Origin of the sequence: Kerstersia gyiorum, assembly GCF_004216755.1 — a bacterium.
Classification (GTDB): domain Bacteria; phylum Pseudomonadota; class Gammaproteobacteria; order Burkholderiales; family Burkholderiaceae_B; genus Kerstersia; species Kerstersia gyiorum.
In genome coordinates this window covers 423,095-440,016 of the sequence record NZ_SGWZ01000004.1, presented here as the reverse complement: position 1 = coordinate 440,016, position 16,922 = coordinate 423,095, and the positions used below count along the sequence as shown (strand labels likewise).

General features: G+C 63.3%; 16 protein-coding genes. 5 read left to right on the top strand and 11 right to left on the bottom strand.

Annotation, left to right across the window (positions count from 1 at the left end; genetic code table 11):
• Positions 1-157: 157 nt before the first annotated feature.
• The 5 genes from phnE (EV679_RS13910) to EV679_RS13890 form a co-directional block, all read right to left on the bottom strand.
• The gene (phnE, locus tag EV679_RS13910; RefSeq protein ID WP_127774287.1) at positions 158-991 is read right to left on the bottom strand and encodes a phosphonate ABC transporter, permease protein PhnE; all 834 of its coding nucleotides are present in this window, start codon (positions 989-991) and stop codon (positions 158-160) included.
• Positions 988-1,830, bottom strand: coding sequence for a phosphonate ABC transporter, permease protein PhnE (phnE, locus tag EV679_RS13905; RefSeq protein WP_068369475.1), 843 nt, complete (start codon positions 1,828-1,830; stop codon positions 988-990). Before phnE (EV679_RS13905) ends, phnE (EV679_RS13910) begins: the two co-directional genes overlap by 4 nt.
• Positions 1,827-2,696, bottom strand: a complete 870-nt coding sequence (phnC, locus tag EV679_RS13900; RefSeq protein ID WP_083969516.1) for a phosphonate ABC transporter ATP-binding protein — start codon at positions 2,694-2,696, stop codon at positions 1,827-1,829. The genes phnE (EV679_RS13905) and phnC overlap by 4 nt, the downstream gene beginning before the upstream one ends.
• A 147-nt stretch (positions 2,697-2,843) precedes the next feature.
• Entirely contained in the window at positions 2,844-3,812 is a 969-nt protein-coding gene (phnD, locus tag EV679_RS13895) for a phosphate/phosphite/phosphonate ABC transporter substrate-binding protein (RefSeq protein WP_083969517.1), read from the bottom strand.
• A 142-nt stretch (positions 3,813-3,954) separates the two neighbouring features.
• Positions 3,955-4,821: a sulfurtransferase gene (locus tag EV679_RS13890; protein ID WP_130487522.1), complete on the bottom strand. Its 867-nt coding sequence runs from the start codon at positions 4,819-4,821 to the stop codon at positions 3,955-3,957.
• 240 nt (positions 4,822-5,061) lie between these two features.
• Between EV679_RS13890 and gmk the strand changes: the two genes are divergently transcribed.
• The 4 genes from gmk (at position 5,062) to EV679_RS13870 (ending at position 9,521) form a co-directional block, all read left to right on the top strand.
• The gene (gmk, locus tag EV679_RS13885; protein ID WP_068369479.1) at positions 5,062-5,694 is read left to right on the top strand and encodes a guanylate kinase; all 633 of its coding nucleotides are present in this window, start codon (positions 5,062-5,064) and stop codon (positions 5,692-5,694) included.
• 39 nt (positions 5,695-5,733) lie between these two features.
• Positions 5,734-5,937 (top strand): DNA-directed RNA polymerase subunit omega, encoded by a 204-nt coding sequence (gene rpoZ, locus EV679_RS13880; protein WP_068369484.1) that lies wholly within the window; start codon positions 5,734-5,736, stop codon positions 5,935-5,937.
• Between the two features lie 18 nt (positions 5,938-5,955).
• Complete coding sequence (locus EV679_RS13875) at positions 5,956-8,235, top strand: RelA/SpoT family protein (protein ID WP_068369486.1); 2,280 nt, start codon at positions 5,956-5,958, stop codon at positions 8,233-8,235.
• A 266-nt stretch (positions 8,236-8,501) separates the two neighbouring features.
• Positions 8,502-9,521 carry a C45 family autoproteolytic acyltransferase/hydrolase gene (locus EV679_RS13870; RefSeq protein WP_068369489.1) on the top strand — a complete coding sequence of 340 codons (1,020 nt, stop codon included), beginning with the start codon at positions 8,502-8,504 and terminating at the stop codon, positions 9,519-9,521.
• Between the two features lie 66 nt (positions 9,522-9,587).
• Here EV679_RS13870 and dinB read toward each other — a convergent pair whose 3' ends face one another.
• Together dinB and EV679_RS13860 are read right to left on the bottom strand one after the other, a co-directional pair.
• Positions 9,588-10,805, bottom strand: coding sequence for a DNA polymerase IV (gene dinB / locus EV679_RS13865; RefSeq protein ID WP_068369492.1), 1,218 nt, complete (start codon positions 10,803-10,805; stop codon positions 9,588-9,590).
• A 7-nt stretch (positions 10,806-10,812) separates the two neighbouring features.
• Entirely contained in the window at positions 10,813-12,858 is a 2,046-nt protein-coding gene (locus EV679_RS13860) for a SurA N-terminal domain-containing protein (protein ID WP_130487521.1), read from the bottom strand.
• 262 nt (positions 12,859-13,120) lie between these two features.
• Here EV679_RS13860 and EV679_RS13855 point away from each other — a divergent pair, with 262 nt between their 5' ends.
• Entirely contained in the window at positions 13,121-13,981 is an 861-nt protein-coding gene (locus EV679_RS13855; RefSeq protein ID WP_130487520.1) for a 23S rRNA (adenine(2030)-N(6))-methyltransferase RlmJ, read from the top strand.
• Positions 13,982-14,124: 143 nt separating this feature from the next.
• Here EV679_RS13855 and EV679_RS13850 read toward each other — a convergent pair whose 3' ends face one another.
• The 4 genes from EV679_RS13850 to EV679_RS13835 all read right to left on the bottom strand — a co-directional run bounded on the left by EV679_RS13850 (position 14,125) and on the right by EV679_RS13835 (position 16,837).
• Complete coding sequence (locus EV679_RS13850) at positions 14,125-14,880, bottom strand: pseudouridine synthase (RefSeq protein WP_130487519.1); 756 nt, start codon at positions 14,878-14,880, stop codon at positions 14,125-14,127.
• Between the two features lie 2 nt (positions 14,881-14,882).
• Positions 14,883-15,221, bottom strand: a complete 339-nt coding sequence (locus EV679_RS13845; RefSeq protein ID WP_068369505.1) for a P-II family nitrogen regulator — start codon at positions 15,219-15,221, stop codon at positions 14,883-14,885.
• A gap of 182 nt (positions 15,222-15,403) precedes the next feature.
• Entirely contained in the window at positions 15,404-16,036 is a 633-nt protein-coding gene (locus tag EV679_RS13840) for a TetR/AcrR family transcriptional regulator (RefSeq protein ID WP_068369510.1), read from the bottom strand.
• Positions 16,037-16,075: 39 nt separating this feature from the next.
• Positions 16,076-16,837, bottom strand: a complete 762-nt coding sequence (locus EV679_RS13835; protein ID WP_068369515.1) for an SDR family oxidoreductase — start codon at positions 16,835-16,837, stop codon at positions 16,076-16,078.
• Positions 16,838-16,922: the final 85 nt, after the last annotated feature.

The following is a 16,922-nucleotide window of genomic DNA, read 5'->3' as shown; positions in this document are numbered from 1 at the left end:
GGTTTTCGCCGGGGGGGGGGCCCCGCCCGGGGGGCCCGGCCCCTCTCTTTTTTTCCCTATATTCCCCCCCCCTGGCCCCCCGGGGGGGGCCCCCCCCCGGCCGGCCCCCCCCACCCCGCCCTTTGCCAGCCTGAAGGGGGCGCAGGCGCTAAGCCCTTCAGATCAGCTGGCTGCGTATGCGGTTGGAGAGCCATTCGGCGATGCCGACCATCACCAGAATGGCGATGAATATCAGCGTCACCTGGGGCCAAGCCAGGGTATCGACGGAAGCGGCCAGCGGCAGGCCCAGCCCGCCCGCCCCGACAATGCCAAGGATGGTCGATTCCCGGATATTCACATCCCAGCGATACACGACGGTGCCGACAATCGCCGGCATGACCTGTGGCACGATGCCGTAGCCCAAAACCTGCAGGCTGCTGGCGCCTGTCGCCAGGATGGCTTCGACCTGCCGGCTGTCGGTTTCTTCGATAGCCTCGTAGATCAACTTGCCAATGAAGCCAATGGAGCGCAGCGCGATGGCAATAGTGCCTGCCAGCGGCCCCGGCCCCAGCATGATGACCAGCAGCATGGCCCAGATCAGCGAATTGATGGAGCGCGAAGTCACGATGACAATCAGCGCTGCCGGACGCGCCAGCCAGCGGCTGGGCGTGGTATTGCGGGCGGCCAGGAAAGCCAGCGGAATGGCAAGCACGGCACCTATCGCCGTTCCCAGGGTGGCGATATGGATGGTGTCAAGCAAGGGTTGCCAGAGCTCGCCGGTATAGTGCCAACGCGGCGGGAACATGCGGGAAATCATGTCCCAGGCGGCACTGGGAGCATCGGCAGCGAATACCCAGATGGTATTTTCACTGATCTCGTGCCAACCCAGATAAAACAGCAAGGCGCCCAGCAGCCAGCACAGCCAATTGGCGCGTTGCGCTGCCGGGCTGCGATGGCGCCAGACCGGCGCCTGCACCGCCCGGGAGGTTTGGCGGGAAGCGGTATTCTTCATTGGAAATGTCGCCTTACCAGCCCGGAGGCATATTCGGCCAACAGGACGATGACGATGATCAACAACAGGATGGCGCCTGCCGTATCGAATTCATAACGATCCAGCGCGGTGTTGAGCGTCGCCCCGATGCCACCGGCCCCGACAATGCCCAGCACGGCCGATTCGCGAAAGTTGATATCCAGTCTGTACATGGACAGGCCCGCCAGGCGCGGCTTGATCTGCGGCATGACAGCGAAAGCCACGCATTGCAACCAGCTCGCACCGGTAGCGCGCAGCGCTTCCCACTGGGATGGATCTATGGTTTCGATTTCGTCAGCCAGCAACTTGGCCAGAAAACCGATGGAGGCAATCACCAGCGTCACCATGCCGGCCAGCGGCCCGAACCCGAACATCTTCACGAACAGGATGGCGATGATGATTTCCGGGAAGGCCCGTGCCCCGGCCACCAGGGTGCGGCATGCCGCATAGACGGGCCACGGCGCCATATTGCGGGCCGCGCCCAGTGCGACAGGCACACTCAGCGCAATGCCCAGAACCGTCGCAGTAATCGTCATCGCCAGGCTCTCCACCAGGCCGGCAGCAATCTCGGTCCAGCGTGAGCTGAAGTCCGGTACCAGGAACTGGCGAAACAACAGCGCCGCGCGGCCGAAGCCTTCTGCAGCGCGGTCCCAGTTGATCGGCAGACTGCCCAGCGCCCAGAACAGGTAGGCCAGGCACAGCAACGCGATCAGACGGGTTTTCCAGGGCTTGCCCCAACGCGGCGGGCGACGCCAACGCGTGGGATAGCTTGGGGCGGCCAAGGTTTGCACTGGAACGCCGGAAGACTCCGTCGCGCTCATGCCGGGCTCTCCTGCAAACGAGTGGCGGCCGACGCAGCCGGCTGAGTAGCGGTGGCGCCATCAAGGGCGGCCTCGGCAGTCATCTCGTCCGGCATGGAAGGGTCCGGCGACTGCGCCGGCGTGTTCCAGTCTTCTTCACCATAGATTTCCGTGAGGGCTGCCGCGTCCAGACCGGCGGGGGCGCCGTCATAGACCACACGCCCCTTGCGCAGGCCGACGATGCGGTCGGCATAGCGCAAGGCCAGCGGCACGTCATGGATATTGATAATGGCCGACAGGCTGCGCTCACGGCACAGTTCGCAAATCAGGCGCATGATCTGGCGCGCGGTGCGCGGGTCCAGACTGGCCGTCGGCTCGTCGATCAGCAGCAATTGCGGTTCCTGCATCAGCGCACGGGCAATGCCGACGCGCTGGCGCTGCCCGCCCGACAGGGCGTCGGCGCGCTTGTCCTGAAAACCTGCCAGGCCGACCCGGTCCAACAGTTCGAAGGCACGGGCAATATCCTGCGGGGGAAAACGGCGCAGCCAGCTTGCCCAGAATCCCACATAGCCGAGCCTGCCGGACAGCACGTTTTCCATGACGCTCAGACGCTCTACCAGTGCATATTCCTGGAAAATCATGCCGATATGGCGGCGCGCGCGCCGCAGCCGGGCCGCGCTCAGCCCGGTCAGGCTTGCGCCCGCCAGGGTAATGGTGCCGGCCGAAGGCGTCACCAGTCCATTGACGCAGCGGATCAATGTGCTCTTGCCCGCGCCGGAAGGCCCGATCAAGGCCATCACCTGCCCTGCCGGCAGGTTCAGTTCAACCTGGTCCAGCGCCAGATCACCGGTAGCGTAACGTTTGCTCAAAGCTTGGAGTTGCAGCATGGTGGCTCCATGGCGGGCCGGAACCTGGCGCGCACGGCAAGTGCCGTGCATGCGCGTACCTTGCGACCCGGTAGCGTAGGGCCGGCCGTGGCGTCCGGCTCTGCCGCGCTCAGGCAGACACGCGGCCAGGTCCGGCGCCGAAAGTGATTACTTGCAGCTGTAGCTGACGTTCATGGCACGGTCGATATCACGCACCACGCCCCAATGTTCCTTGTAGGTAATGGGGATGAAGGCTTCCTGCGGCGGGCTGGACTTGCTGAATTCCTCCAGCAACGCGCTGCCGGTCCAGTCATACGAGAAGAACGCCTCGCGGATTTTGTCGGCCAGCTCCGGCTTCAGGTTGTACACGTAGCCGTAGCCGGTGGTCGGAAACGACTGGGATTTATAGATGCTGCGCAGCTTGTCGCCATCCACGGTGCCACGCCCGATCATCCGGTTCATGACCGAATTGGCCACGGCCGCGCCGTCATAATCCTTGTTCGCCACGCCCAGCACCGAGTTATCGTGCTTGCCGGAAAACGCGGGCTTGTAGTCGCGTTCGGCCTGCATGCCATATTCGCTGGCCAGCAGCGCCGAGGGTGCCTTGTAGCCGGAATTGGAAGTCTGCGACGTAAAGGCGATGGTCTTGCCCTTCAGGTCTTCGATTTTCTGGGCGTCGCTCGTGGCCGGAACGATGATTTCCATCTCGTAGCCGTAGGCGCCCTGCTTGTCCGCCATCATCGCAAAAGGCACAAAGCCGGCGCAATTGACCGCCAGGGGATTACCGCCGGTGTTGAAGCCGGCCACGTGCAGGCGTCCGGCACGCATGGCTTCGATCTGGGCCGCATTGGATTGCACCGGGAAGAACTGGACTTTCTTGCCCGTCACGGTGGAAAGATGCTTCAGAAAGCCGTCCCAGACGCCACGATAGACTTCCGGGTCTTCAACCGGGGTATAGGCGAATACCAGCGTCGCCGGGTCCACCCATTCCTTGGGGTCCGTAGGCGCATCTGCCACCATGTCGCCATCGCGGTCGCAATAGCGGCTATCCAGTTCCCCACGCGGGCAGGCATCCTGTGCCTGGGCCGCGCCCATGAAGGTCATGCCGAGAGCGAGGCAAAGCAGTGTCTTTTTCACGAGCTGATTTCTCCGGTAGATGGCCCGCAGCAGGGTCGCGGACCGGAAACAGCTTGCCAGTCTGACGGCTGGCGATGAAAACCTGATGACACTGCCGGAGATTGCGCGGCAGGCGCCACCAGCCTGCCGCAATCACTGGAACTCAGTCGGTGCCGGTAGCGACCGGAGACCCGGGACGCGACGACCATTCGCTCCAGGAACCGGGATACAGGCGGGCGCCACTCAGGCCCGCGACTTCAAGCGCCAGCAAATTATGGCAGGCCGTCACGCCAGAGCCGCACTGCATCACGGCCTCGGCCGCCGGCCGGCCTTCCAGCACGGTTTCGAATGCTGCACGCAATGCCGCCGGTTCCAGGAAACGGCCCTGGGCATCCAGGTTGTCGCGGAAAAACCGGTTGCGCGCACCGGGAATGTGCCCACCCACGCGATCCAGCGTTTCATTCTCGCCTCGGAAACGATCCGGCGCACGGGCATCGACCACCAGCGGAGCGGTACCAGCCTCTACCAGCGGGCGCAGCGTTTCGTAATCCACGATTTCCACCAACGCCGGGCGCAGCCGGAAGCTGCCCGGCTTGCGTGGCGCCGCCTCGCCATCCTCGACGGGCAGCCCCGCCGCCAGCCACGCGGACAGGCCGCCATCCAGGACGAATGCCTGGGCATGCCCGGCGCGGCGCAACAGCCACCAGGCACGGGCCGCGTACATGGCCCCCTGACGGTCGTAGGCCACGATACGGGTGGTATTGTCCGCACCCAGGCGGGCCAGGGTTTCGGCCAGCGCGGGGAAATCCGGCAAGGGATGGCGACCATTGCTGCCATTCGGCTGGGAGCTCAGGTGCATATCCAGGTCGATATGCGCGGCGCCAGGCAAGTGGGCCTGGCGGAATGCCTGCCGGCCAGCCTGGGCATCGGCCAGATCAAAGCTGGCATCCAGCACCAGGACGCTGGCGGGCTCCTGCTGCAGCCAATCCTGCAGCTGCGCGACGGTAACAAGCGGGGAAGAATGTGCCATGGGAATCTCCGAAAAAACGACGGACCGCGGACAGACCGCGCCGCGCCTGCCCCGCAGTGTAAATCCAGTCTGCCGGCCTGACCGGTAAAAAAGGGCCTCCACACTGCACCTTCGGCTTGTTGCCCCCTCCGGAGGACCGTTTTTTCCTGGGGCGCTTGGCGGCAAAAAATGGGCGCTTACCAGCGCCAGAGGCGCTCAAGTTTGCTATGCTTGCCGCCTTCGTTAAGGTATCCTCTGTCCATGTCCGCCCACTCCGGTAATCTGTTTATCGTCGTTGCGCCCAGCGGCGCCGGCAAATCCAGCCTGGTTCGCGCCCTGCTCGAACGGCATCCCGATATCGCGCTCTCCGTTTCCTGCACGACCCGCTCGCCCCGAGACGGCGAAGTGGACGGCCGCGACTACCGTTTCCTCGACATTCCCGAATTCCTGCGCCGCCGCGATGCGGGCGAGATGCTGGAATGGGCCGAAGTCCACGGCAACTACTATGGCACGCCCCGTGATGCCATTGATGCCGCCATTGCTGGCGGCCGCGACATCATCCTGGAAATCGACTGGCAAGGCGCGCGCCAGGTACGTGAGTTTTTCCCGCACGCCATCGGTATTTTCATCCTGCCGCCCTCCATCGAGGAACTCGAGGCGCGCTTGCGCCGCCGTGGCCAGGATGCCGAAGCCGTCATCGCCAAGCGGCTGGCCGCCGCCGAAAGCGAGATTTCGCATGCTTCAGAGTGCGAATATGTTATTATTAATCAAGAATTTAGCGACGCATTGCAGGCCTTTGAACAAATCATTCACAGCGCCCGCCTGCGTTACCCGTCCCAGAGCAAACGCAATGCGGAATTGTTTGCCCGGTTCGGCCTGCTTGGTGCCCGCTGAGGCATCATCCTGTTTTTGTTTCCTTTTTTAAGATTCGCCATGGCCCGTATCACCGTCGAAGATTGTCTGCAAAAGTCTCCTAACCGTTTCCAGCTGGCGCTGGCGGCTGCCTATCGTGCCCGTGAACTGGCCCAAGGCCATAGTTCCCGTATCGAATCCAAGAACAAGCCCGCCGTCACGGCCCTGCGCGAAATCGCCGAGGGTGTCACCGGCCTGGAAATGCTGCGTAAAGTTCCGACCTGATCCCCTGGGAGGCTGGCGATGGACTTCTCAGGCCTGAAACAAGCATCAACCGGTCTGCTGGCTGCCATCAAGGCCGGTTCCAGGCTGGGGAAGCGTCAGAGCAAATCCCACGAAGGTGCCGGCGGCCATGCCGCCGGCGAAGCCGCGTCCAGCAAGCCTGTGGCTTCGTTGGCCGGCCTGACGGAAATCATCAGCGGCTACCTGACTGAAAAAGAAGTCGCCAAGGTCCGCGAAGCCTACCGTTTCGCCGATCAGGCCCACCTGGGCCAGTTCCGCGCGAGCGGCGCGCCTTATATTTCGCATCCCATCGCCGTCACGGAAATCTGTGCCGGCTGGAAGCTGGATGCCGAAGCCCTGATGGCCGCCCTGCTCCACGATGTCATCGAAGACCAGGGCGTAGCCAAGCAGGAACTGGCCGAGCGCTTCAGCCCCGATGTCGCCGAACTGGTCGACGGCCTCTCCAAGCTCGACCGCCTGGAGTTTGCCAGCAAGGCCCAGCAGCAGGCGGAAAGCTTCCGCAAGATGCTGCTTGCCATGGCCCGTGACGTGCGCGTCATCCTGGTCAAGCTGGCCGACCGCCTGCACAACATGCGCACCCTGGATGCGGTCAGCCCCGAAAAACGCCGCCGCATTGCCAGCGAAACACTGGAAATCTACGCACCGATTGCCAACCGGCTGGGTCTCAATGCCTTGTTCCGGGAATTGCAGGACCTCTGTTTCGAAGCCATCCACCCCAATCGCTATCGTGTGCTGCGCAGGGCCGTGCTGGCCGCGCGCGGCAATCGCCGCGAGGTGCTGGGCAAGATTCATGATGCGGTCGCCGCTGCGCTGCCCGCCGCGGGCATCGAAGCCGATATTTCCAGCCGCGAGAAATCCCTCTACGGCATTTACCAGAAAATGGTGTCGCAGAAGAAATCCTTCTCCGACGTGCTGGATATCTACGGTTTCCGCATCATCGTGCACACCGTGCCGGAATGCTATCTGGCGCTGGGCACGCTGCACCAGCTGTATCGCCCGGTGCCCGGCAAATTCAAGGACTACATCGCCATTCCCAAGCTCAATGGCTACCAGTCCCTGCACACCATGCTGGTCGGCCCGTACGGCACGCCGGTCGAATTCCAGTTCCGCACGCGCGACATGCACCATATCGCCGAAGAAGGCGTCGCCTCGCACTGGCTGTACAAGGAAGACGACGTTCCGCTCAACGAGCTGCAGAAACGCACGCACCAGTGGCTGCAATCCTTGCTGGACATCCAGAGCCAGACGGGCGATTCCGGCGAATTCCTGGAGCACGTCAAGGTCGACCTGTTCCCGGACGCGGTGTATGTCTTCACCCCGCGTGGCCGCATCATTTCGTTGCCTCGCGGTGCCAAGCCAGTGGACTTCGCCTACGCGATCCACACGGATATCGGACACCATGCCGTCGCGGCCCGCATCAACGGCGAATTCATGCCGCTCGACAGCGAATTGAGCAGCGGCGACACCGTCGAAATCATTACTGCGCCTTCGGCCCGCCCCAGCGCGCAATGGCTGAACTACGTGCGTACCGGCAGGGCCCGCTCGGAAATCCGCCATTACCTGCGCAACGTGCAATACGAAGAATCGGTCGCCTTTGGCGAACGCCTGCTGCAGCAGGCCATGCAGGGCATCAAGGCGGAACTGCCTGATGCCAGCGACCCGACCTGGGACAAGCTCGTGCGTGTGAGCGGCGCACGCAACCGCGAGGAAATCCTGGCCGACATCGGCCTGGGCAAGCGCCTGGCTGCCGTCGTGGCCCGCCGCTTCATGCCGGGTTCCGATCTGGTGGCGACCACTGCCGCCGCCGTCGATGACATCGTCAGCGCGCGCTCGGCCCCCATCCTCATCCAGGGCAATGAAGGCCAGGCTGTCCAGCTGGCCTCCTGTTGTCACCCCTTGCCCGGGGATCCCATCATTGCAGAACTGCGCGCTGGCCACGGCCTGGTCGTGCACGTCGCGGACTGTCCGGTCGCCAAGCGCGGCCAGGTGCGTGAACCCGAGCGCTGGGTCTCCGTCGCCTGGGACGAGAAAACCGCCAAGCATTTCTCCACCCGCCTGGACGTGACCGCCCGCAACGAACGCGGCACCCTGGGCCGCATTGCCGCGGAAGTCACGGCGGCCGAGGCCAACATCATCCATGTCACCATGCACGACGATGCGGTTGCCACGGTCTCGCTGCAACTGACGCTGCAGGTGGAAAGCCGCGTACAACTGGCGCGTGTCATCCGCGCCGTGCGCCATGTTCCCCAGGTGCAGAAGATCGTCCGCGTCAAGGGCTAGCGGTTCGGGGCAGGTGCGGCGCGACGCCCTGCACCCTTGCCGCATCTGCCCTACAATCATCATTATCAAATGCAGTACGCGCCCGGCTTGGCATGGGCCGACCGGACGGGCACTGATACCACAGCGCGGCCAGATCTCCGCCATCAGGCAGGAGCGCCTGACCGCCTCCGGGGGAGCCTCAGGCTCCGAGTTGAACCGGCCTTGCTGGCCCCCTCAGCGGACAGCAGGCCGCTGGCGCTACGGCGCCTAGCCAGGATTTCTGCCCTATGGATGCTACACCCATTTCATTGCGCGGCAGCCGCCGCGACATTGGCCGTGCGCTTGGCGATCTGGCTCGCCCTTATATGGCGGCCTTGCTGGAACAAAGCCCGACCTGGTTTGCCTTGCGCCGCTGGCGTGGGCACGCTGTGCTGGACACCCTGGGCGCTGCCGCCCGGGAATACCTGCCCAAGCAATGGGAAGAACTTTGCGGCATGGCCGAAGGTCTGGACATGCCCTTGGAAGACGTCTTGCTCTGGAACGCCAGGGGCGACCTGCTGCACAAAACCGACGATGGCTGCATGACCGTCGCATTGCGCCATGCCGACGGCTCGCGCTGGATCGCCCACAATGAGGACGGCGATCCCTTTCTGACCGGACTGGGCCGCCTGGTGGAAATCCAGTCCGAGGACGGCCCCGGCTTTTTCTTCCTGTATCTGCCCGGCTCCCTGCCCGGCCACACGTTTGCCGCCAATCGTGCAGGCCTGGTTCAAGTCGTCGACAACCTGCGCATCATGCGGGGCGGCAAAGGCGTGCCCCGCATGATGCTGGCGCGTGCCGTACTGGATTGTCGCAGCCTCGACGAAGCACAAGCGCTGCTGAACAAAATGCCACGTGCCGGCGGGTTTCACCACATGTTGGGCGCCGTCGGCGACGAACGCCTGCTGAGCATCGAAGCCACCCCGGAACGCTGCTCCACGCAGCCGGTGACCACGCTGTACGGACACACCAACCACTGCATCCACTTCGGCGCACGCCAGACCACCCAGCTGATCACGACGTCTTCGCGCGAACGGCTGGAACGCCTGGATGTTCTGCTGCTGGAGCTGCATGCACAGGCCGAATCCAGCGAATTGCTGGACATACTGTACGACACGGAAGCCACCCTGCCCATGCTGCGCACCGACCTGCGTGATCCGGACGGCGAGAATACGCTGGCCAGCGTCATTTTCCGGATTGATGAGCAGCAGTGCCGCGTCAGCGTCTACAACCGCGAGCGCACGCCCTGCTACCAGCAGGAAATCTAATCGCCCAGGAGCGGCAGACCGGCATCGTGGCCCTGTGGTGCGCGACAGCGCGATGTCTTGCTGCCTTTAGCCCCCCAGGGGCATGGCATCCTCGAACAAGGGCAAGGTATAAGGGTCGCCGCTGGGTGAAGGTTGCAGCCCGCCCGCGGTCATGGGCGCAAGCCCAGTCAGTTTGACGCCCAGCAGGCGCAGGCGCCGATCCAGCGGCACGCGCTTGAGGCAGTTCCCGGCGGCGCGCCGGATGGTCCGGGCGTCCTGGGTCGGGTACGGCAACGTGAAATCCCGCGTAACGGTCTGGAAATCCTCGTAGCGCAGCTTGATGCCTACGGTACGGCCAGCTACACCCTTGCGCATCAGGTCTTCCGATAGCTGCACGCACAGGCGCGTGAAAATCTGGCCCAACAGGACCTTATCGCGCTGGGGATGCAGGTCGCGCTCAAAGGTAGACTCACGGCTGACGGACTTCGGTTCGCTTTCCGTCTGTACTTCCCGGGTATCCTCGCCACGTGCCGCCCGATACAGCCAGGCGCCCATGCGGGTGCCGAACTCGGTCTTGAGCCAGGGCAGCTCGCAACGCGCCAGGTCGCCGATGGTTTCTATTCCCGACTGCCGCAGGCGTTCAGTTGTTTTGGGGCCTATGCCGTTGATGCGGCTGGCAGGCAAGGGCCAGATGCGGGCGGGCACTTCGTCGAGGCCGAGCACCGTCACCCCGCCCGGCTTGTTGAACTCCGACGCCATCTTCGAGAGCAGCTTGTTGGGCGTCACGCCGATGGAGCAGCTCAGGCCAGTGGCATCCATGACCGCCTGCTGCAGCCGCAGCGCCAAGGTCCGAACAGCCGCAGGCACGAGAGCACCCTCGTCAGGACAGGACTCCCGCAGGTCTTCGTGCTCGCTCAGGTCTATGTAGATTTCGTCGACGCCCCTGTCCTCGATGTGTGGCGCGACTTCGGCCACGGCAGCCTTGAAACGCCGAGAGAAATCGCGGTAGCGGGAAAAATCGACAGGGAGCAGGATGGCATCGGGCGCAAGCTGCGCGGCCTTCATCAAGCCCATGGCGGAATGCACGCCATAGGTCCGGGCTTCATAGGTAGCGGTCGTCACCACGCCGCGCCCCGCATAGGCCGACAGACGCATGTAATCCCGGCTGCCGTCGGGCAGCAAAGCGGGAGGCGCGGCCCGACCGCCAATGACGACGGGCTGGCCGCGTAAATCAGGGTAACGCAACAGCTCCACGGATGCGTAGAACGCATCCATGTCCAGGTGCGCAATCCAGCGCTGGTTCATAAAACGATCAGGAGGCGTTGCCCTGCGAATCGTTGCCTTCGCCAGCGATCACGCGCTGGGCTTCAGGCAGCAACTTGGCATTCAAGACCTGTTTCAGGGCTTCCAGCGTTGCCGCCTTCTCCCCTTCACCCAGCATGAAGTCCAACTGGCCGCGCAGCGTATTGAGGTCTTCCGCATTCGGCGTGCCGGCAGGCGTCACATCCGCTACATAGACCACCTCATAATCCGGGCCGTTTTCCACGCCTACGAATGCCGGCGCATCTTCGACATGGACAGCGGAAATGGCGTCCAGCAGCGCAGGCTGCAAGCCCATCGCACGCTCACGGCTGACTTCCAGCTTTTCCCCGAACCCATGCGGCAGCGTGGCGGGCTTCTCGGCCTGATAACCGGCCAGCGCCGCCTTGCCTGCCGCACGAGCGGCTTCACTGGCGCGCTCGTTGCGCAGCTTGGCGCGGATTTCATCGCTGACCAGAGCCAGTTCAGGCAAGGCCGAAGGATGTACCTTGGCCACGCGCAGCGCGATCAGCTTATTGGGCTCCAGTTCGATCAGGCCAGTATTGTGGCCGTCTTTCAGGACATCATTGGCGAAAACGGCCTGGCGCACACGGGCTGAATTGAGCCAGGCAGCATCCGGGCTGGAAATGGCCGCATCAGCGCCCGCAGCCTTGGCATTCACCAGGTCATTGCGGCTCACGCCGCTGGCGCGACGGATCTTCAGGCCCAGGGTATCCGTCACCGGTTGCAGGCTGTCACGCTGGTCGTAGACCAGGCTGGTCAGCTTGCCGGCCTGCTCTGCGAAACGAGCACCCGCTTTTTGCGTACGCACTTCTTCCGCAATCGTGCTGCGCACGTCGGCCAGTGGCTGAACCTGCGCTTTTTCAAGCGTGCTGAGCTGCACGACGTGGTAGCCAAAACGGCTGGGCACCGGTTCGGAGACGCCGCCGGCCTCAGGAATGGCATACACCGCCTCGGCAATGCTGGTCACCGGGAAACTGGCGCGATCAATCCAGCCGAGGTCGCCGCCATTGGCAGCGGAACCGACGTCCTGGGAATTTTCACGGGCCAGCTTGGCAAATGCAGCGGGGTCCTTGCGAGCTTCTTCGGCCAGCGCCTTGGCACGTGCCAGGGCGGCATCGCGTTCGGCCTGGCTTGCCTTTTCATCCACCGAAATCTGGATGTGACTGGCGCGGCGGCGTTCCGGCGTGCTGTACAGCGACTTGTTCTGGTCGTAGTAGCTCTGGATATCGTCGTCACTCACCTCGACGCCGGCGCGGGCGGCCGCTTCGTCCAGGACAACATATTCAACATCCACGAATTCCGGCAAGCGCAGGGCTTCGCCATTGGCGTCATACCACTGCTGGATATCCGCTTGCGTGATTTCGATGGCAGGCGCGAAATCCGCTGCCTTGAAAGACTGCACCTGGATGTCACGCGTTTCGCGCAGCGCCGCATACAGCGCACGCACAACGCTATCGGGCACGCGCACCGAAACGTCGATGGGCTTGACCGGATTCCAGGGGTTCTGCGCCGCCTGCTGCGGGTCGATGCGAGCACCGATAGGCTCAACGACGCGATCAATGGCAATACGGCCACGGACGCTGGCTTCATAGTCACTGGTCGACAGACCTTGCGAGGCCAGCACGTCGCGGTAGCGTTCCGGCGAGAAACGACCATCCTGCTGGAAATAAGGCTGTTGCGCGATATGGCGGCGCAAGGCTTCGTCGGATGCCGAGAAACGGTAGTTGCTGGCGGCCTGGGCGATCACGGCCTGCTGCAGCAGGCTGTCGAGCAAGGCGCTACGCAGGGCCGGTGTATCCACTTGCGCGGGATCGTAATTGCTGCCCAGGCGCTGGCGTTCCTGTTCGAGCGCATTGCCCAGCATCCGGTCGAACATCTGGCGAGTGACTGGCTCGCCATCAACGACGGCGACGTCCTGATCCTGGGACACATAAGTGGTATATCCCTGGACGCCAACGAAAACAAACGAAGGCAGAATCAACAGCAACAGGATGAACTGCATCCAGCGCTTGTGGTTGCGAATAAAATCGAACATGAGGCATCCGGCGAAAATTTCCCGCGACCGCAGGAAACGCGACACAAAAAACGAATGCGATACCATTCGTCCTGCAACCGCCCAGCATACCTGCTGAACGGCACGGGCGTCGAGTTTAACATCATGCAAGACGCTTCTCGGGAATTGCTCGCATCAACACCGGCTTCCCTCAGCTTTTCCCCGATTCCCGGTCCGCCGTGGTCACGCGGGCGCCACAGAGCGTCCGCTTGCAACGCCGGACCCACTTTGCCAAAGGCCCGCCTTGTTCAGTTATCGCCACGCTTTTCATGCCGGCAACCATGCCGACGTTCTCAAGCATTCCATCCTGTTGCATACCGTCGAGTATTTCGCCCGCAAAGAGACACCCTTCTGGGTGATAGACACCCATGCCGGCGCCGGACTCTACGCGCTGGATGGCGACTGGGCCAACAAACGCGGGGAATTTGAAGACGGTATCGGCCGCGTCTGGTCGCACCAGGGCCCCATGCCCGAGCTGGTGGACAATTACCGCGAGCTGATCCGCAGCTTCAATGAGGATGGTTCCCTGCGCCACTATCCCGGTTCCCCCTGGGTGACGCTCTCGCGCTTGCGCGCCTCGGACCGCCTGCGCCTGTTCGAACTGCATCCGAATGAAGTGGACGTGCTGGTGGCGAACCTGGAAGAAAGCGGCCGCAGGGCCATGCGCCAGACCACGATTTTCAACCAGGACGGCTTCGAAGGCGTGAAAGCCCTGCTCCCGGTTCCCAGCCGCCGCAGCCTGGTGTTGATCGACCCACCCTACGAAGACAAGACGGATTACCGCAAGGTCGTGACTGCGGTCAACGATGCCATCAAGCGTTATGCGCCCGGCACCATCGCGGTCTGGTATCCCATCGTGTCGCGGGTCGAAGCCCAGGAACTGCCCCGCAGGCTGCAGCGCCTGCCCGTGCGCAACTGGCTCAACGCCACCCTGACGGTACGCTCACCGGCGCCCGACGGCCGAGGCCTGCATGGCAGCGGCATGTTCCTCATCAACCAGCCCTGGAACCTGGCGGCGGCGCTCAAGGACGCCCTGCCCTGGATGGCGCGCCAGCTGGCGCTGGACGGCAAGGCCGGCTATACCCTGGATTTCCAGCAGGAATAATTTCCGCCATACGGCCGCGAGCCGGGCAGCGCTCACGCTCCGGCCTGGCTTGCGGCGCCTGCCGCCGTCACGCCAGCCCCAGCAGGGCGCCTGCCCCGCGTGCAGGCTGCCCAGGGATCTGGCTGCCGTCCTGGCACGCCCGCTCAGAAACGTTCGCCGGGTTTCAGGTAGCGCCACTGTCCGACGGGCAGATCGCCCAGCCGTACCTTGCCGATACGAACACGCTTGAGTCCGATGACCTTCAACCCGACCAGTTCGCACATGCGGCGGATTTGCCGTTTGCGGCCTTCGCGCAGGACAAAGCGCAATTGGTCTTCGTTTTGCCAGGTCACCTGCGCCGGACGCAGCTTTTGCCCATCCAGCGACAGGCCGTGGTTCAGCAGCGCCAGCCCGCCTTCGCTCAGGCGTCCGGCCACGCGCACCAGGTATTCCTTGTCGACATCGGAATCTTCGCCGATCAGGTGGCGCGCCACACGGCCATCCTGGGTCAGCACCAGCAAGCCGGTGGAATCAATATCCAGCCGCCCGGCCGCCGCCAGCCCGCGCACATGGCCAGGCAGGAAGCGCTGCGGACTGGTATCGCCGCGCCAACGCGTCTGGGCCTGCACCAGCGTCGCAGCTGGCCGGTAGCCTTTTTCTGCCTGGCCGGACACATAACCGACTGGCTTGTGCAGAATGATGGTAACCCGGCTGGTCTGCGTGGATTGGGCCGCGCGTTCCAACGTGATGGACTGGTGCGGCCAGGCCTTGTCGCCCAACTGCGCTACCTGCCCATCGACCTTGACCCAGCCTTTCTCTATGTAGCTATCGGCTTCACGGCGCGAACAGATGCCGCGCTCAGCCAACAACTTGGAAATCCTGACCTTCTCCTGCCCTGCGGCTTCCTGGGACTGACGCATGCTCACAACGCGTCGATGCCGCTTTCGCCGGTCCGGATGCGGATGGCCTGTTCTACCGGCGTGACGAATATCTTGCCATCGCCGATCTTGCCGGTGCGGGCGACTTTCAGGATGGCTTCGATGGCCGCATCGACCCGCTCCGCAGGCAACACGATGTCCACGCGGATCTTGGGCAGGAAATCGACAACGTATTCCGCGCCACGATAAAGCTCGGTATGCCCTTTCTGGCGACCAAAGCCCTTGACCTCCGTCACGGTCAGCCCGTTGACGCCGACTTCGGCCAGGGCTTCGCGGACTTCGTCTAGCTTGAATGGTTTGATGATGGCGGTGACTTGCTTCACGGCTGGTTTATCCGGGACAAAAGGCAATGGCGGCGATGACGGAGAAAAATCGGCGGCGCGCGCCCGACGCCAGCCCATAAGTTGGAATTATTGCACGGATGCGGCGACGGAAAGCACTGCTCCGACCGCCAGACCACCCGCTCCGATGATGTGCTGACACAACGGCCGGGCTGCGCCCGGCGCTAGGATCGCACGCCGTAGGCCTCGTGGATCAGGCAATCGAATGCCTCGTACATCTGCTTCAGGCGGTCGAATTGCCCCGCGTCCCGGGTAATGGGGTCGGCGCTGTTGGCCAGTTCGATCAGCGGCAGCGAAACCAGCTCGACCGGCGTATCGGGACGCAACTCGCCGCGTTCGATAGAGCGCCGCATACCGCCGATGACACAGCGCTGCAGCTCCATGGAATAACGCGCAACCGCCTCCCGGGCCACCGGCGTGATGATGTCACGCTCCAGACGCATGCGCGCGATCAGACTCCAGGGATTGTTGGTATTACCCTGGGGATTGCGCTTCAGGTAGCGCATCTGGTTGAACTGCATGCTTTGCCGGATTTTTTCCTTGAGCGAAAAGTCGGAGCTCCAGATCTGATCGAAATGGCCAATGGTGCGCTGGCAATATTCGACCGTCACTTCCTCCACCAGCAGATGCTTGTGGCGGTAGTGATAGTGGATATTGCCACGCGTACATTCGAGGATTTCCGCGATCTGCTGAAAGCGCAGCCCCGGACAGCCATGCATGATGAGCAGGTCCGTCGCCACCTCCTTGATCTTCTCACGCATGCTCAGTTGTGCCAGCTTATCGTTTGCGTTTGTCATGCGCGTTTTGTCTCTCTCTAAGCATTCATCCACATTTTATCAAGCGGCGCTGAGCCCGCCATCGAGCACCAGCGTGCTGCCCGTGGCGAAGGCAGCATCATCGCAGGCAAGAAACAGGATCGCCCGTGCCACCTCGCCGGGCTGCCCCAGCCGACCCAGCAACTGTCGCTGTTCCAGCGAACGGCGCAAGGCGGCCGGGTCTTCGGCCTGCGCGAAGATCTGTTCAAAGTACGGCGATTCGATCGTGCCCGGCGCCACGCAGTTGACCCGTATACCGTCTGCGGCGTGATCAACTGCCATGGCGCGCGTCAATGCCGTCACCGCACCCTTGGAGGCGCAATAGGCCGCGCGCTGGCGCAAGCCGACCATGGCGGCGACGGACGCGGTATTCACGATCACTCCGCCCCCCTGCCGCTGCATGACAGGCACGGCATACTTGCAACCATGGAATACGCCATCCACGTTCACGCGCATCAACGCCGTCCAATCGTCCAGGCTGGTATCCGCGACTGTACCCGCCATGCCATAGCCCGCGTTATTGACCAGTACATCCATGCGGCCATGTTGTGCCACGATCCGCTCCCAGGCCTGGCGGACTTGTTCCGCTTGCGCCACATCGACTTCCCAGGCATCAGCGCTGCCGCCAGCTTCCCGGATCGCTGCCGCCACGCGTTGCGCTGCCGCCGCACTGCGGTCAACCACGCACAAGTGCGCACCTTCTTCAGCCATCAGGCCTGCCGACGCCTCGCCAATACCGGAACCGGCGCCGGTCACGATGATGATTTTTCCTTGCAGCTTCATGTTCTGTTCCCTGGGCCCGGAAGGCCCGACTATTGATTGCCGCCAGAGGTTCCGGCAACAGTCCTCCCACCGCCATGGGGCGCTG

What these genes read in the sequence shown, in the direction of transcription:
- phnE (WP_127774287.1), bottom strand. Translation starts at nt 991, where the DNA reads ATGAAGAATACCGCTTCCCGCCAAACCTCCCGGGCGGTGCAGGCGCCG.
- phnE (WP_068369475.1), bottom strand. Translation starts at nt 1,830, where the DNA reads ATGAGCGCGACGGAGTCTTCCGGCGTTCCAGTGCAAACCTTGGCCGCC.
- phnC (WP_083969516.1), bottom strand. Translation starts at nt 2,696, where the DNA reads ATGCTGCAACTCCAAGCTTTGAGCAAACGTTACGCTACCGGTGATCTG.
- EV679_RS13890 (WP_130487522.1), bottom strand. Translation starts at nt 4,821, where the DNA reads ATGGCACATTCTTCCCCGCTTGTTACCGTCGCGCAGCTGCAGGATTGG.
- gmk (WP_068369479.1), top strand. Translation starts at nt 5,062, where the DNA reads ATGTCCGCCCACTCCGGTAATCTGTTTATCGTCGTTGCGCCCAGCGGC.
- rpoZ (WP_068369484.1), top strand. Translation starts at nt 5,734, where the DNA reads ATGGCCCGTATCACCGTCGAAGATTGTCTGCAAAAGTCTCCTAACCGT.
- EV679_RS13875 (WP_068369486.1), top strand. Translation starts at nt 5,956, where the DNA reads ATGGACTTCTCAGGCCTGAAACAAGCATCAACCGGTCTGCTGGCTGCC.
- EV679_RS13870 (WP_068369489.1), top strand. Translation starts at nt 8,502, where the DNA reads ATGGATGCTACACCCATTTCATTGCGCGGCAGCCGCCGCGACATTGGC.
- dinB (WP_068369492.1), bottom strand. Translation starts at nt 10,805, where the DNA reads ATGAACCAGCGCTGGATTGCGCACCTGGACATGGATGCGTTCTACGCA.
- EV679_RS13860 (WP_130487521.1), bottom strand. Translation starts at nt 12,858, where the DNA reads ATGTTCGATTTTATTCGCAACCACAAGCGCTGGATGCAGTTCATCCTG.
- EV679_RS13850 (WP_130487519.1), bottom strand. Translation starts at nt 14,880, where the DNA reads ATGCGTCAGTCCCAGGAAGCCGCAGGGCAGGAGAAGGTCAGGATTTCC.
- EV679_RS13840 (WP_068369510.1), bottom strand. Translation starts at nt 16,036, where the DNA reads ATGACAAACGCAAACGATAAGCTGGCACAACTGAGCATGCGTGAGAAG.
- EV679_RS13835 (WP_068369515.1), bottom strand. Translation starts at nt 16,837, where the DNA reads ATGAAGCTGCAAGGAAAAATCATCATCGTGACCGGCGCCGGTTCCGGT.